9 protein-coding genes and 2 tRNA genes are annotated in these 16,211 nt (G+C 45.2%); 7 read left to right on the forward strand and 4 right to left on the reverse strand.

All coding sequences use genetic code 11. From position 1 onward, the window contains the following. Positions 1-78: 78 nt before the first annotated feature. The 3 genes from H595_RS0111415 to H595_RS0111425 form a co-directional block, all read right to left on the reverse strand. A complete protein-coding gene (locus H595_RS0111415; protein ID WP_027671337.1) occupies positions 79-2,004 on the reverse strand; it encodes an EAL domain-containing protein in 1,926 nt (641 codons plus the stop codon). A gap of 142 nt (positions 2,005-2,146) precedes the next feature. After that, positions 2,147-2,223, reverse strand: a tRNA-Asn gene (locus tag H595_RS0111420). Positions 2,224-2,251: 28 nt separating this feature from the next. Next, positions 2,252-2,328 (reverse strand) — tRNA-Asn (locus H595_RS0111425). A 525-nt stretch (positions 2,329-2,853) separates the two neighbouring features. On the opposite strand from H595_RS0111425, the gene H595_RS0111430 reads away from it, so the two are divergent. The 5 genes from H595_RS0111430 to H595_RS0111450 all read left to right on the forward strand — a co-directional run bounded on the left by H595_RS0111430 (position 2,854) and on the right by H595_RS0111450 (position 12,306). Then, positions 2,854-4,212 carry an MATE family efflux transporter gene (locus tag H595_RS0111430; RefSeq protein WP_037054562.1) on the forward strand — a complete coding sequence of 453 codons (1,359 nt, stop codon included), beginning with the start codon at positions 2,854-2,856 and terminating at the stop codon, positions 4,210-4,212. After that, positions 4,209-6,206, forward strand: a complete 1,998-nt coding sequence (gene uvrB / locus H595_RS0111435) for an excinuclease ABC subunit UvrB (protein WP_027671339.1) — start codon at positions 4,209-4,211, stop codon at positions 6,204-6,206. Before H595_RS0111430 ends, uvrB begins: the two co-directional genes overlap by 4 nt. 139 nt (positions 6,207-6,345) lie before the next feature. Further along, positions 6,346-7,440 carry an efflux RND transporter periplasmic adaptor subunit gene (locus H595_RS0111440; RefSeq protein WP_037054565.1) on the forward strand — a complete coding sequence of 365 codons (1,095 nt, stop codon included), beginning with the start codon at positions 6,346-6,348 and terminating at the stop codon, positions 7,438-7,440. A 2-nt stretch (positions 7,441-7,442) separates the two neighbouring features. Further along, the gene (locus H595_RS0111445; RefSeq protein WP_027671341.1) at positions 7,443-10,511 is read left to right on the forward strand and encodes an efflux RND transporter permease subunit; all 3,069 of its coding nucleotides are present in this window, start codon (positions 7,443-7,445) and stop codon (positions 10,509-10,511) included. Between the two features lies 1 nt (position 10,512). Beyond that, positions 10,513-12,306, forward strand: coding sequence for a M14 family metallopeptidase (locus H595_RS0111450; RefSeq protein WP_156885968.1), 1,794 nt, complete (start codon positions 10,513-10,515; stop codon positions 12,304-12,306). A gap of 106 nt (positions 12,307-12,412) precedes the next feature. On the opposite strand, the gene fusA is transcribed toward H595_RS0111450, so the two are convergent. Continuing rightward, positions 12,413-14,518, reverse strand: coding sequence for an elongation factor G (fusA, locus tag H595_RS0111455; protein ID WP_370300555.1), 2,106 nt, complete (start codon positions 14,516-14,518; stop codon positions 12,413-12,415). 145 nt (positions 14,519-14,663) lie between these two features. Between fusA and H595_RS0111460 the strand changes: the two genes are divergently transcribed. Beyond that, the gene (locus H595_RS0111460) at positions 14,664-15,380 is read left to right on the forward strand and encodes an SIMPL domain-containing protein (RefSeq protein ID WP_051219851.1); all 717 of its coding nucleotides are present in this window, start codon (positions 14,664-14,666) and stop codon (positions 15,378-15,380) included. 130 nt (positions 15,381-15,510) lie between these two features. Further along, entirely contained in the window at positions 15,511-15,858 is a 348-nt protein-coding gene (locus H595_RS0111465) for a nuclear transport factor 2 family protein (protein ID WP_037054567.1), read from the forward strand. Positions 15,859-16,211 lie beyond the last annotated feature (353 nt).

A 16,211-nucleotide genomic window follows, 5' to 3' on the forward strand; every position in this document is an offset into this window, starting at 1 on the left:
TATTAAGCGGCACCAGACACAACCAGACAAAGCGTGAGGGTATTGCGGCCAAGTGTAAATCTCAGCCGCTGTAGTGAATTAAAGTGCGGCGGGTTTACCGACGTAATAACCTTGATTACCGTCAATAAACAACGATTCAAGCATATGTTTCTCTTCTTGTGTTTCAACACTTTCAGCGAATACGCCAACCCCTATACGGTGTGCAAGGTCAATCATTAAACGCATAAAATACTGGTTGTTTTTGTCTTCGTTAATATGTCGGGTGTAACTGCCATCCATCTTGACGTAGTCAGGTTTTAAATCACGGAAAAATTTAAACGACGTAATGCCAACACCGAATTTTTCTACTGTGACACGTGCGCCTGCCCTGTGTGCCATATCAATAAAGCGTTTTGATGTTTTTAGATTTTGTTGTAAACCAAATTCAGTAACCTCAAATACCAACTTGGCTGCAATGTGTGCGTCTTTTAATAAACGTCGTTCCAGCCAGATAATGAATTGATCATCATGTATGCAACGAGCCGATAAATTTAAGCCAAAGTATTGGTCTTGAAGGTTTTTATTTTTAATCGTTGTTAACGCTGTTTCAATAATAAGTCTGTCTACAGCGACAATTCGGTCTAATTTTTCGGCCATAGCCAAAAAGGATGCGGTAGGTAATATCTGACCTTCTTGGGTTTTAAAACGAACCAAAATTTCAGAATAAGCTTTGGCGGATCGGTTTGACGGTTGAATGAGCTGCGCCAGTAATGAAATACGATGATTAGTTAACACGTCATCGATGACATTACGCCAGTTTTGGTTACCATAGCCACTGCTAGACATCTCTAATCCAGCAGATTCTTTCTGTAAATGCCAGGCGTTTGGCTGCTTGGTTTGTGCCAAACTAATCGACGTATCCGCTATCGCGAGTAGTTCTCCAAGTGCTTTGCCAGATTCGTAGCTTACCAAACCGGTATACGCCACAGAGTCCAGTTCTGCAGTTTTTTGATACTCGTTAAAACGGCTTTGTAGCTGCAGCGCAAAATTTTCAGCTTCTTTGGGGGTAACCCGCGGTAACAAAATACCAAAGTCAGAGCTATTAAGGCGGTAAACTTTATGTCCGGTATAAGTACCACACAGCTTTTTCACCAGGTCTGCGACTTCTTTTACGTAGTTATCGCCTTCTTGAAAGCCACGTGTTTGGTTAAGTGTTTGTAGTTCAGTGCAGCGCGTGATGGCAAAAATGCCAAAATCATTGGTTTCGCTTTGTCGGATAGTTTCTTCGTAGAATTGTACAAAGCGATTACGGTTGGGTAGCTCTGTTACCGGGTCTTTATAGGCTTCTTCAGCTATCTGATGGGCGTTTGATGCCATCTCACTGTATTGCGACCGGGTATAATTGGCTAGTTTTTGCAACGCAGTGTTAATTTCGGTAAATTCTGCGGGGATTTTATCCCAATCTGGTTCCGCTTTTTGTGGGTCTTGAATAAAGCGGTCTATTAGATCGTTGACTGCCGTTGTGGTGCGGCGATAGCTGCGGGTAATGCTACTTTTGCTAAGTAAAACAGGGAACCAACCAAGTAAAAACGGCATTATCATTAGGATAAACAACATTAACTGAAACTGTCCCAGTCGTTGACCGAAATCAAGCTGATAACTGACTTGAATGTTATTTTCCTGGTTACGCAGCGTTTGTTGTTTAAATTCTGAACCAAACATCTTCAACAGCCAAACCGCAAAAGGAGCCTTATTGTCAGACACATTTTGTTCATGTAGCACAGTGCCATCCGTTTGGCTTATGCGCAGATTTTTTAGCGTAAAACTACGATCGAGTTGTCTACTTAACACTTTTGCATCACCAGTAATGTGATGCGCTAAAATTTGACTGATTGTCGTCCGGCTATTTTCTTCTGTTGTTGAAAGCTCTTGTTGAGTGTAAGACACCAAAACAGCCATAGCTGCAACTGCCAGCACAGTGGCCGACAAAAGCTGACTAATAAATAAAGTACGCAATATTCTCATAAGCAATGACCACCAGATAAACCAGTTTCCTTGTCCTAACGCTTAATATAGTTTTAGGCACGCGCAATAGAAAGCTAATTAAATCAAAATAGTGATAAATATACAAAATAAGACAGAAAGGAGGAAAAACGTTAAGTAAAGGTGGCTCCCCAGACTGGACTCGAACCAGTGACCTACGGATTAACAGTCCGCCGCTCTAACCAACTGAGCTACTAGGGAAGGGTGAATCAGTAACGTTAAAAACAGGTGGCTCCCCAGACTGGACTCGAACCAGTGACCTACGGATTAACAGTCCGCCGCTCTAACCAACTGAGCTACTAGGGAACAGCTTTCAACGGGGCGCAATACTAATGCCAGCTATACCCCCTGTCAACACTTTGCCACAGGGATTTTTGCTAAGTTGCATCACTTGCATAATGTTTGAACAAAGCGTCGATTCTAGGAGCATTTTTTGGCCAAAAAGCCGACAGAAAAAAATGACAATTCCAATTATCGATCAACCCTTTGCTGGCAGGGATTACACAGAGTTACCCACAGAATCTGTGGATAACTCTGTGTACGGTGTGAGTGTTACTTTGGCTAAGGCTTGTTTTCACTGGTTTTGTTGCAGGTCAAGTAACTTGCGATGAAAATTTATATTCAATATAAACAATGGCTTAAGTATTTGGTTGTCGGTCGTCGTGTCAAACAGAAAGGTAGCAGTAAATCACGTTGAAATTGTGAACTGTTTTGCCTGGTTGGCGATATAAAGCTGAAGATTGGTACAATTTATCAATTCGTACCAAAACACCATGGCCTGTAGCCCTTGTTTTATCTACAATGACCCATTACCGAATTCAAGCTGTGACTATGACAAACGCCAAATCTCCTGCTTCGCTAACGAAAGACAATATTCAAACGACCCTGGTATCAATGACGTTGCCCATGCTTGTGGGGATGATTACATTGATGACGTTTAATTTGGTCGACACCTTTTTCATTAGTATGTTGGGTACTGTGCAGTTGGCTGCAATCAGTTTTACATTTCCAGTGTCTTTCGCTCTTATTAGCTTGTCCATCGGATTAAGTATTGGGACCTCAGCAGTAATTGCCAAAGCGCTGGGTGGCGGAAGATTGTCAGAAGCCCGAACTGATGGTCAGGTTGCGCTGGGGTTGTCGGCAGCGTTAGTTGCTGCGCTTGCTCTGCTAGGGTATTTATTAACTGAACCATTATTTACGGCACTTGGCGCGTCGAAAGAGGTGTTGGTTTACATTCGGCAGTATATGGATATCTGGTTTTGTGGTGCGGTTTTGCTTGTACTGCCGATGGTAGGTAATGCAGTGCTGCGCGCTGCCGGCGATACTAAAACGCCTAGTATCATTATGGCCAGTTCAGGCTTGGTCAACGCGGTACTTGACCCTGTGCTGATATTCGGTGTTGGCCCGTTGCCTGCGTTGGGGATGCAAGGTGCTGCTATTGCGACATTAATATCGTGGATATTTGGTTCTACGTTGATCTTGTACCTGCTGGTGAAGCGTGATCTTATCAGTACCGGCTGGATTTCGATAACGTTGCTATTAAGTGTGTGCCGCAAAATTCTCCGTATCGGACTACCAGCGGCGGGTGCCAACATGTTAACGCCACTGGCAATGGGAGTATTAACCGCTATTATGGCCAGTTATGGTGCTGCTGCCGTCGCAGCTTTTGGTGTTGGCGCCCGTCTTGAAAGCCTTGCTTGCCTGGTTGTACTGGCTTTATCGATGACGTTACCGCCTTTCGTCAGTCAAAACTTCGGCGCTGGACTAATGTCCAGGGTGCAGCAAGCTTATCGTTTATGTGGACGTTTTGTCATGTTGTGGCAGTTAGGCGTCTACCTGGTAATGGCAGCATTGGCTTGGCCATTGGCAAGCTTGTTTAGCGATGAACCTGATGTACTGACCATTTTACGACAGTTTATCTGGATATTACCGTTAGCGTATGGCTTGCAAGGCATTACCATTTTAACTAATTCTTCTTTCAATGCCTTGCATCAGCCTGGCAGTGCGCTGTTGCTCAGTCTGGTACGTTTGTTTGTGTTTTATTTACCGTTCGCCTGGCTGGGTGGCAAACTTTATGGCGTAGTTGGGCTTTTTGTTGGTTGTGTTATTGCCAACCTTTTTACCGCTATTTTAGCCTGGAATTGGTTTAACCGGGCGCTTCGGCGTACCTCTGAAGAGGCATTGTTATGACACGCGCATTTGAACTGGTATCACCTTATAAACCTGCAGGCGATCAGCCTCAAGCCATAGATAAACTGGTCGAGGGGCTGGAATCTGGATTGGCGCATCAAACACTGCTCGGTGTTACCGGCTCCGGAAAAACCTTTACTATGGCCAGTGTTATTGCCCGCGTGAACAGACCAACACTTATTATGGCGCATAACAAAACGCTGGCCGCGCAGCTGTATGGCGAAATGAAAGAGTTTTTTCCTCATAATTCGGTAGAGTACTTTGTTTCATATTATGATTACTATCAGCCAGAAGCCTATGTGCCATCGACGGATACTTTTATAGAAAAAGATGCGTCAATTAACGAGCATATTGAGCAAATGCGTTTATCAGCGACTAAAGCTCTGATGGAGCGACGCGATGTAGTTATTATTGCTTCTGTGTCCGCTATCTATGGTTTGGGCGATCCCGAATCGTATATGAAAATGTTGTTACATTTGAAAGTAGGGGACATTGTCGACCAGCGCTTTATATTGCGCCGTTTAGCAGAACTACAGTACACGCGAAATGACATTGAATTTCAACGTGCAACTTATCGGGTGCGGGGAGACGTTATTGATGTTTTCCCTGCAGAATCTGACGATGTTGCCGTACGCATAGAGTTATTTGACGAAGAGATTGAACGCATCAGTATTTTCGACCCGCTTACTGGTTCAGTAGAGAAAGTGGTCACCCGTTACACCGTTTATCCCAAGACACACTACGTAACACCGCGTGAGAAAATTCTGGCGGCTGTTGATGACATAAAAGTTGAGCTTAAACAGCGTCGCGACGAGCTGTTACAGAATAATAAATTAGTAGAAGAGCAGCGTCTAAGCCAACGTACCTTGTTTGATATTGAAATGATGGTAGAACTGGGTTACTGCTCGGGCATTGAAAACTATTCCCGTTATTTATCTGGTCGAGCCAATGGCGAACCACCACCAACCTTACTGGACTACTTTCCAGCCGACGGATTAATGTTTATTGATGAGTCGCATGTCACGGTGTCACAAATTGGCGCTATGTATAAAGGTGACCGTTCGCGTAAAGAAAACTTAGTCAATTATGGGTTTCGTTTACCTTCCGCTCTGGATAACAGGCCGCTTAAATTTGATGAATTTGAAGCCATTGCACCTCAACGTGTTTATGTATCAGCAACTCCAGCTGCATATGAGCTTGAGCAATCCGCTGGTGATATTATTGAGCAGGTTGTGCGGCCAACCGGATTGGTTGACCCTGTAATTGAAATTCGGCCAGTTGCAACGCAAGTGGATGACTTACTGTCTGAGGCCTTTATTCGTGCAGAACGTAAAGAGCGGGTGTTAGTCACCACGTTAACCAAAAAAATGGCCGAAGCCCTTAGCGAGTACCTGCACGATCATGGTATTAAAGTACGTTATTTGCACTCTGATATCGATACCGTCGAGCGAATGGAGATTATTCGCGATCTACGCCTTGGTGTCTTTGATGTCTTGGTGGGCATAAACCTGTTACGTGAAGGCCTGGATATCCCTGAAGTGTCATTGGTGGCTATTCTTGATGCCGATAAAGAAGGCTTTTTGCGTTCTGAACGCTCGTTAATTCAAACCATTGGCCGTGCAGCGCGGAACCTGTCTGGCCGAGCCATTTTATACGCCGACCGTATTACCGGTTCAATGCAACGAGCCATTGATGAAACCGATCGGCGGCGGGCGAAACAACAGCAGTTCAATATTGAGCATGGTATTTCACCCAAAGCGATTACGAAAAAAGTGGGTGACGTGATGGATCTGGGGCAAGACGCCAAAGCCACATTGCCCATGGTGGCAGAAAAGGTGCGCTTAGTTAAAGGTAAAACGCCTTATCAGGTTGAGGCTGAAATAAAACAATTGGAGCAGAAGATGCTGCAGCATGCCCGTGATTTAGAGTTTGAGCAAGCCGCACAGTTACGTGACAAAGTGCAGCTGTTAAAACAAGCTTTACTGGAGATTTAGCGCACAGGTTTTTCCTTTCTGAATTTTAACAACGGGTTTATACTTGTTTGGTTTCGTACTCTTTATGTTGCTGTTATTGCAATAAATATAGCAATACAGCGGCCATTGCCTGTTAAATTTAAAGTCAGGAATGTTTACTATGTCTGCTCACTATTCTCTTTTCCCGGCCGTGGTTTTTTCGTCGGTATTTTTTCTTTCAGCCTGCGATCAGGTTTCAGAGCAGCCCGTTGAACCCTTGGTTCGGCCTGTAAAGTTGTTTACGGTCAATTCGGGTGGTGTCGGTGTAATACGGCAGTTTCCCGCGGTGGCAGAGCCAAGTGAAAATGTCAGGCTGACATTTCGGGTTAGTGGAAAATTAACGCAAATGCTGGTTCGGCCAGGCCAGGCGGTGACAGAGGGGCAGCTGTTAGCCAAATTAGATGATACCGATTTTGCTTTAAAGATGGAGCAAGCCAGTGCCCGTTATGAGCTGGCAAAAACTCAGTTTGAACGCTCAGAGCAACTCATTAACCAAAAACTGGTATCGCAGTCTGTATATGATGAAGCCAAAGCGCAATTTCAGGTGGCAACCGCCGACTTGAAAACCAGCAATACCGCACTAAGTTACACTGAATTACATGCGCCGTTTTCCGGCATTATCTCGAGGCAACTGATTGAAAATCATGAGAACGTTGCAGCTCAGCAACCTATTCTTGAGTTGCAGTTACGCGGCAGTATCGATATTGCTATTCAAGTGCCGGAAGACGTAATTTCAAATGTAAAAAAAGACCTGGATTATCAACCAGAAGTGGTGTTCGACTCTCATCCGCAATACCGATACCGCGCCAAAGTTAAAGAATGGGATACCCGGCCCGATCCTGCGACCAATAGTTATAAGGTCGTGTTTAGTATGCCAAATCCAGAGGAGTTTAATTTACTGGCAGGCATGACGGCAAATGTGATTGTTGAGATGGATAAAATTAGCCGCATTGAAAACCATGTCAGTTATATTCCCGCAGGTGCTATTTTTAGCCCACCGCAGCAAAGCGTGCAGAATAAAGACAGCTTTGTCTGGGTCTATAACCCGCAATCTCATCTCGTTGCCCTTCGTCAGGTGAGTGTTGGCGAATTAACAAGCGCAGGCTTGGCTGTAACCGATGGCTTAGCTCCCGGTGAGCAAATTGTGAGTGCAGGTGTGCAGCAGCTACAAGATGGCCAGCAAGTGCGGCCCTGGGTGCGTGAGCGGGGGCTATAACGATGGATGTCGCCAGTTATTTTATCAAAAACCGGACTTCATCCTGGCTGTTTGCATGCATTCTGTTTATTGGCGGCATTATTGCTTACAGCGGGCTTGGCCGGCTGGAAGATCCGCAGTTTACCTTAAAACAGGCGATGGTTGTGACACAATATCCTGGTGCGTCGCCGCAGCAGGTTGAAGAGGAAGTGAGTTATCCGCTGGAAAATGCTATACAGCAACTGCCTTATGTTTATCACGTTACGTCAGTGTCTACGGCGGGGCAGTCGCAAATCATGGTAGAAATGAAAGACACTTACCGTGCGGCGCAGTTAAAACAAATTTGGGATGAATTACGACACAAAATCACCGATTTACAAGGCCAGTTACCGCCAGGGGTTGGCACGCCCGCCGTGCGGGACGATTTTGGTGATGTGTATGGCATCTTGTATGCGATAACCGGTGAAGGCTTTAGCGATGACGAACTTCGCGATTACGTTGATTTCTTACGACGTGAGCTGGTCACTGTGCCTGCAGTGGGCAAAATAGCCGTTGGTGGTGTGCAGCAAGAGCAAGTTATTGTGGAAATGTCGCGTTCGCGCTTAGCGGCACTGGGCATTTCTCCCGGGCAACTTGCCAGTTTGCTGCAAAGTCAAAACGTTGTATCTAATGCCGGATCAATTCGGGTCGGTGCTGAACGGCTGCGCATTTTTCCGACTGGCGAGTTTCAGCAGGTGTCTGAGTTGGAAAACCTGATTATTAGTAACCCTGCAGCCAGTGAGCTGATTTACCTGGGTGATATTGCTACGGTTCATCGGGCTCCCACGGAAACACCAATGCAGGTGGTTCGCCATGGTGGGGAAAATGCGTTAACGTTGGGCATTTCTTTTACCTCGGGCGTTAATGTGGTAGATGCCGGCGCGCAAATAGCACAGCGCCTGAAGCAACTTCAATATAATCAACCTGTTGGTATAGAACTGCATACTATTTATAACCAGCCGGATGAAGTCGCTAATTCAGTGAGTGGTTTTATCATTAACCTGGCAGAAGCGGTTGTTATTGTAGTAGTTGTACTGTTGGTTTTTATGGGACTGCGCAGTGGTTTTTTAATTGGCCTGATTTTGCTGCTAACGGTACTGGGGACCTTTATTTTTATGCGGCAAATGCAGATTGAACTGCAGCGCGTGTCACTGGGCGCGTTAATTATTGCATTGGGGATGTTAGTTGATAACGCCATAGTCATAACCGAAGGCATTTTAATTGGCATGCAGCGCCGGTTGAAATTTGCAGATGCTGCGTCACTTATTGTTAAACAAACTCAGTGGCCGTTACTAGGCGCAACCGTTATTGCTGTAACCGCTTTTGCTCCCATCGGTTTATCCAGTGATGCCACCGGTGAATTTGCAGGAAGCTTATTTTGGGTGTTGTTAGTGTCTTTACTGCTAAGTTGGGTAACAGCGATAACGTTGACACCTTTTTTTGCCAGTATTTTATTTAAAGACAAAACGCAGCCTGATGCGGTTGAGCAAGATAATAACGATGATATATACCAGGGGGTTATCTTTAACGTATATCGTGCCTTGCTGCACGGCGCCATGCGTTATCGTGGCTTAACCTATGTGCTGACTGCGTTGTTACTGCTTAGCAGCATAGTGGTGTTTGGTAAGGTAAAACAAGTGTTCTTCCCGCCATCAAATACGCCAATTTTTCTGGTCGATTTATGGCAGCCTGCCGGAAGTGACATCCGTCATTCTACCGCACAAGCAGAAGAAATTATGGCGTATCTGTTGCTGCAGGATGGGGTAACCAATGTTACCTCAACCTCTGGTCGCGGCGCTGAACGTTTTATGCTGACTTATCAACCGGAAAAAATGTATGCCAGCTACAGTCAGCTGATTGTGCGGATGGACGATAAAGATAAGCTACCGCTGTTGATGGCTCAGGTGCGTGATTATATTTACCAGCAACACCCGGCGATAGAATCTAAGCTGATGCGGCTGGAGGTAGGTCCTTCGACACCGGCAAAAATTGAAGCACGTTTTAGCGGCGCCGATCCTGACGTACTAAGAGCCTTGTCTGAACAGGCACAAACAATTTTGCGTGCTGACGATGGCGCCAGAAATGTGCGCGACAATTGGCGCGACAGGCAGAAAATTATTCGCCCGCGTTTTAATGAAGCGATGGCACGCCGGGCAGGGGTGAGTAAGCAGGATATTGATGATGTGTTGTTAACCAGTATTTCGGGGAAAACACTCGGTGTTTATCGTGATGGTACGCATTTATTGCCTATCGTTGTGCGCTCGCCATTAAGTGAAAGAGATAATGTTGATGCCCTGTATGACATACAGGTGTACAGCAGTAAACTGGCACGATATATCCCTATTACGCAGGTTGTTAATGGTTTTGAATTGCAATGGGAAGACCCTCAAGTGCAGCGCAGAGACCGTAAACGTACTCTCACGGTGATGGCTGATCACGACATTTTAGGTGATGACACCGCCGCCAACTTGTTAAAACGCGTAAAAACACAAATAGAGGCAATACCATTGCCAGCGGGCTATTTCCTGACATGGGGGGGGGAGTTTGAAGCGCAGCAAAAAGCACAAAAAGCGCTGTTTGGTTCTTTACCCATGGGCTATCTGGTGATGTTTATCATCACGGTATTACTATTTAATTCAATGCGATGTGCACTGGTGATTTGGGCATGTGTACCCCTGGCCATTATTGGTGTTAGCTTTGGTTTAAAAATTATGGGTGCCCCTTTTGGGTTTATGGCCTTGTTGGGCTTTTTGAGTTTGTCCGGTATGTTAATTAAAAACGGAATTGTATTGATAGAACAGATAAGGCTTGAACTGGAAGAGGGTAAAGCGGCTTACCAAGCGGTGTTCGACAGTGCAGTGAGTCGGGTTAGACCCGTTGCGATGGCTGCGGTTACCACCATTTTAGGTATGCTGCCGTTATTAGCAGATGACTTTTTCGCGAGTATGGCGGTGGTCATTATGTTTGGTTTAGGTTTCGCCACTGTACTGACACTGCTGTTTTTACCAGTGTTGTATTGTAGTGTATTTAAAATAAAAACAGGTAATGCCTAATATGAACAAGTCGTGGAGTTTTTTACTAAGCAGTAGCCTGCTTTTTAGTGCGGGTGGTTATAGCGCAGATGATTGGTTACCCCCTTTACCAGCATGGCGCGGAGCTAGTGAAGCATTAATTGCTACTAAGCAAAACCCTTGGGTTAGTCCAGCCGAATTATCGGGTTTAGCGGATAGTCCGGATTATGCAACCACGCTGGAATATTTGCGTAAGTTGGTTGATAGCTCAGACTTGCTTGAACTAGAGCAGTTTGGTTTAAGTGCGCAAGGACGGCCGTTATATGTTGTCAAAGCCAGTAAAGCATTACACAAAATTGCACAAAACCCTCAGCGGCCTTTATTACTGGTGCAGGCTGGAATTCATAGCGGCGAAATTGATGGCAAAGATGCCGGCTTAATGCTGTTGCGTGATATCGCCCACGGCGGTAAATCGCATTTATTGGCTAATACAGATTTATTGTTTATACCGGTATTTTCACCCGATGGCCACGAGCGTCGTTCAACGACCAACAGAATGAATCAACGCGGACCGGTACAACAGGGCTGGCGTGCAACGGCACAAAACCTGAATTTGAATCGAGATTATACCAAAGCCGATGCACCTGAAATGCAGGCTATGTTGGCACTGATTAATCGCTACCAACCAGACTTATATATTGATGTGCATGTCACTGACGGCGAAGATTACCAGTACGACATAACCTATGGCTTTAATGAGCCCTTCGCGGCTATTAGCCCGAATGGCGCAACCTGGTTGGCAAAACTGTATCGTCCATCTGTTAATGCCGCCCTGGAGCTAGCAGGCCATATTCCTGGCCCTTTGGTATTTGGAGTAGACAGTAAGGACTTCAGTAAAGGCATTAATGGCTGGACGGCCAGTCCGCGCTATTCCAATGGCTATGGTGATGTGCGGCATTTACCAACGGTACTGGTTGAAAACCACAGCCTAAAACCCTATCGACAGCGTGTACTAGGTACCTATGTATTGCTGGAACAAAGTTTAACCTTGTTAAACGAGCAGGGCAAAGCACTGATATTAGCCCGCCAGGCCGATTTACAAGCCAGACCCAAACGCATGGCACTGAGTTTTAAAACCGCTGAACAGGCCGATGTTATCGATTTTAATGGCATGAGTTACGAGCTGCGCCAATCGTCAATCAGTGGTGACAGCTATGTCGCTTGGACCGGTAAGCCACAACTATACCCCCAGTTGCCTGTGTATTGGGACAAGGTGACAGATAAAGAGGTAGCCATACCGCAAGCTTATTGGCTGCCGCCGGAGCAATACAGTGTAATGCAACGGCTTAAATTACACGGCATTGATGTCAGCGTGTTGGAAAAACCGCAAAAAGTCAGCGCACAGCAGCTTGGCGTAACTGCCTATAAATTTGCCGATAAACCGTTTGAAGGCCGTTTTATGCTGACAGAGGCAATGTTTAGCCGCGCGACTGTTAACCGTACTTTGCCAGCCGGTTGGATGAAGGTCAGTACCGATCAGCCATTGGGGCGTTTAGCTGTTGCTTTGTTGGAGCCAACAGCACCAGATTCATTCTTCAGCTGGGGCTTTTTCCCCGGTATGTTTGAGCGGACCGAATATTTTGAGCCCTATGCCATAGAGCCATTAATTGCGCGTATGTTAGTGCAACACCCAGAACTACAAACACAGTTTGATCAGGCATTAGCCAAAGACGAAGCGCTCAAGAATAACCCACGTGAGCGCTACAATTGGTTCTACCGTCAGATGCCATATTATGACCAGCAGTATTTGAAATACCCGGTTTTGATTGAGATGTAACGTAGTTTTATAACAACATATTTAAATGAACACCTAGTCATTAAATAGATGCAATAAAAAAAGCCCCGCCAGTTTGCACTGGCGGGGCTTTTTGTCAGCTTACTGCTTAGTTTTTAGCAGCGGCAGCTTTCTTTTCTTTCTCTTTCGCAATTACCGTGTCAGCTACGTTAGTAGGACATGGTGAATAGTGCGAGAACTCCATAGAGAACTGACCACGACCAGACGTCATAGTACGCAGTGTACTGATGTAACCGAACATTTCTGACAGTGGAACGTCAGCTTTGATACGTACGCCGGTAACGCCAGCTTCCTGACCAGAGATCATGCCACGACGACGGTTTAAGTCACCGATAACATCACCTACGTGATCTTCTGGCGTGAACACGTCAACTTTCATGATCGGCTCAAGTAACTGGGCGCCAGCTTTTGGAATTGACTGACGGAAAGCGCCTTTAGCAGCGATTTCGAACGCGATGGCTGATGAGTCAACGGCGTGGAAACCACCGTCGAATACTTCAACTTCAACGTCTAGTACCGGGAAGCCAGCAAGAGTACCGGTTGACATCATTGACTCGAAGCCTTTCTCGATTGCAGGCATAAATTCTTTTGGTACGCTACCACCAACTACAGTTGATTTGAACGTAAAGCCAGAGTTTTGCTCGCCCGGACGAATGCGGTAATCAATTTTACCGTACTGACCTGAACCACCAGATTGTTTCTTGTGCGTATAGCTATCTTCAACTTCGCGAGTGATGGTTTCGCGGTAAGCAACCTGTGGCTGGCCTACTACTAACTCAACGCCGTAAGTACGTTTTAAGATGTCTACTTTGATATCTAAGTGCAATTCACCCATACCACGAAGGATGGTTTCACCAGAGTCAACGTCAGTTTCAACACGGAACGTTGGATCTTCAGCAACCATCTTACCGATAGCAATACCCATTTTTTCTACTGAACCTTTATCTTTTGGTGTAACAGAGATAGAGATTACTGGCTCTGGGAATACCATTGGTTCAAGTGTACAAGGGTGCTTAGGATCACACAGGGTGTGACCTGTTTGCGTATTGTTCTTCATGCCAACAAGCGCAATGATGTCACCGGCCTGTGCAGTTGTCAGGTCGATACGGTCATTCGCGTACATCTCAACCATACGGCCAATACGTTCGGTTTTACCCGTGAATGAGTTAAGGATGGTGTCACCCTTATTCAATACACCAGAGTATATACGTACGAAGGTCAGGGCGCCGAAACGGTCATCCATGATTTTAAATGCTAAGGCGCGGAAAGGCTCATCAGCAGAAACAACTGCAAACTGGCCGTTCTCGTTACCTTCTTCGTCAGTCAGCGGCTGAGGAATTACTTCAGTTGGGCTTGGCAGATAATCAACAACAGCGTCTAACAGTAATTGCATACCTTTGTTTTTAAAGGCTGAACCACAGTAAGTTGGGAAGAATGCCAGGTCACGTGTACCTTTACGGATACAACGCTTGATGTCTTCTATTGAAGGCTCTTCACCTTCCATGTACGCCATTAACAGGTCGTCGTCTTGCTCTACAGCAGTTTCGATCATCTGTTGACGGTACATTTCAACGTCGTCAGCCATATCGGCAGGGATATCAGTGATAGTGTAGTTTTCTGGCTGGCCAGTTTCATCCCAGATGTAAGCTTTTTGAGTTAACAGGTCAACAACACCAGAGAACGTGTCTTCACGGCCGATAGGTAAGGTCATGATAAGTGGGTTAGCACCTAATACTTTCTTAACCTGTTCGGTTACGCGGATAAAGTCTGCACCGATACGGTCCAGCTTGTTTACGAAAATCAGACGTGATACTTCAGCGTCGTTCGCGTAGCGCCAGTTTGTTTCTGACTGAGGCTCAACACCGCCTGAACCACAGAATACGCCGATACCGCCATCTAATACCTTCAGTGAACGGTATACTTCAACAGTGAAGTCAACGTGTCCTGGTGTATCGATAACGTTAAAACGGTAGCCTTTCCAAAAACAGCTAACAGCAGCTGACTGGATAGTTATACCACGCTCAGCTTCTTGTTCCATGAAGTCGGTGGTTGATTCACCTTCGTGAACTTCGCCTAACTTATGGATTTTACCGGTCAGTTTCAGGATACGTTCGGTAGTCGTGGTTTTGCCGGCATCAACGTGGGCGAAGATACCAATGTTTCTGTATAAGGATAAATCTGCTGACATAGTCATCTCTATAAGCTAGGGGTTTGAAAATAGTGCGACAATATACAGGATTTTTTAAACATTTGCAGGAAAAAAAATGTTGTCGGTCGCTATTTTTTTATCCATGCTGTCAATGCAGACTGACAGTCGTCATTGATAATAAGGATAAATTATGAAAACCCTGTTTGGTGCGCTATTACTGGTTTGCAGTTTTTGTGCATTAGCCGACAACAGTTTACCCGCAAACCGCCATATTGCTGTAAGGGGCAGCGCCGAACTGACTACTACACCGGATATTGCCGTTATTTCTTTTATGGTAAGCAGCCAGCAGGCCACGTCGTTAGATGCAAAAAACGATGTCGACAAACGCGTGAACCAGTTTCTCGATGGACTGGATGCTTTTGCTGTACAAACAGCAGGTGTTACGGCCACTAATTTGTTGACTGAACCGCACTATACCTACGATAGCGATGGCAACGAGTTGCTAAGTGGTTATCGTGCCAGTCGTTCACTTTCAGTTTGTTTGACAAATATTGACCAATTAAACAGCCTGTTAAACTTTGCTTTAGAACAACAAATAAATGAAGTGAAAGATATTCGATTGCACTCAACAAAAAACAATGAACTACGTAAAAAAGTTGCTGCCCTGGCAGTTGAAAATGCGAAATCTAACGCCGAAGCGATGGCCAATGCTTTTGATGCGACACTGGGCAAAGTGTATAGCATTAATTCTAACACTGAGCATCAGCAAGGCCGTTATGAGCGCATAGAAGTTACAGGGTCCAGAGTAGATTCTCGTAATATCAATGCTAGCGCTGGACGTTATTTGCAGGCAACAATAACGTTTAAAAGTACCGTGAATGCGGTTTACGATTTAACGGTAAACTAAATTATGCTAAAAATTGCTCCCGGTATGCTGGAGTAAGCTACGGTTGTGCAGCTCTTGCAGGGGTATTTAGATGATATGTATGCCACGTCACCGGAAGACCCCAATAGTGTATTTATGATGAGAACACTCGATGTCAAATGCAAATATTGTTCAACCGGTGCAGCAACAGCTTGATGCCTACAACGCAAAAGACTTAGCTGCCTTTATTGCTTGTTACCACAACGATATTGCCATTTACCGCATGCCGGCTCCGGAACCTTCCTTAAAAGGCCGCGCTGCACTTGAAGCGTTTTATAAAACCGAGCGCTTTACCATAGCCGCGCTGCGCGCCGAAGTATTAAACCGAATGGTGGTGGGTAACAAAGTGATAGATCATGAAAGAGTTTACGGTATGACTGAACAGCCAAATGACGTTGTTGTGGTATACGAAGTAAAGCAAGGTTTAATACTTAATGCCTGGTTTTATCCTGTTGGGTAAGCAAGGTACCACTAAATCTGTGTTTTATGCCATTTTCAATTTGTTTACTTCGCTATTTTATATAAAAAATTGAAAATTGACGAAGTGTTGTAAAAATATATAGTCTTAGTATTGTTACTAGTGATGATAACTAGATATAAGAATATGGACATTACAAAAATAACTAACATTTCATTACCGATTGTTTCTGAGCTAATAGGTCAAATATACCAAGCGGGTCTAGATGGACACTGGGCTGATGTTATGGAAAAAATAAGGCGAGTATGTAAAATTTTCTGTGTAAGTGGCTGTTTCTCATAGCGATACACGGTCACCATACATGATAATGAACTGATTCATCGCCGGTTTCCAGT

Source organism: Rheinheimera baltica DSM 14885 (assembly GCF_000425345.1).
Classification (GTDB): domain Bacteria; phylum Pseudomonadota; class Gammaproteobacteria; order Enterobacterales; family Alteromonadaceae; genus Alishewanella; species Alishewanella baltica.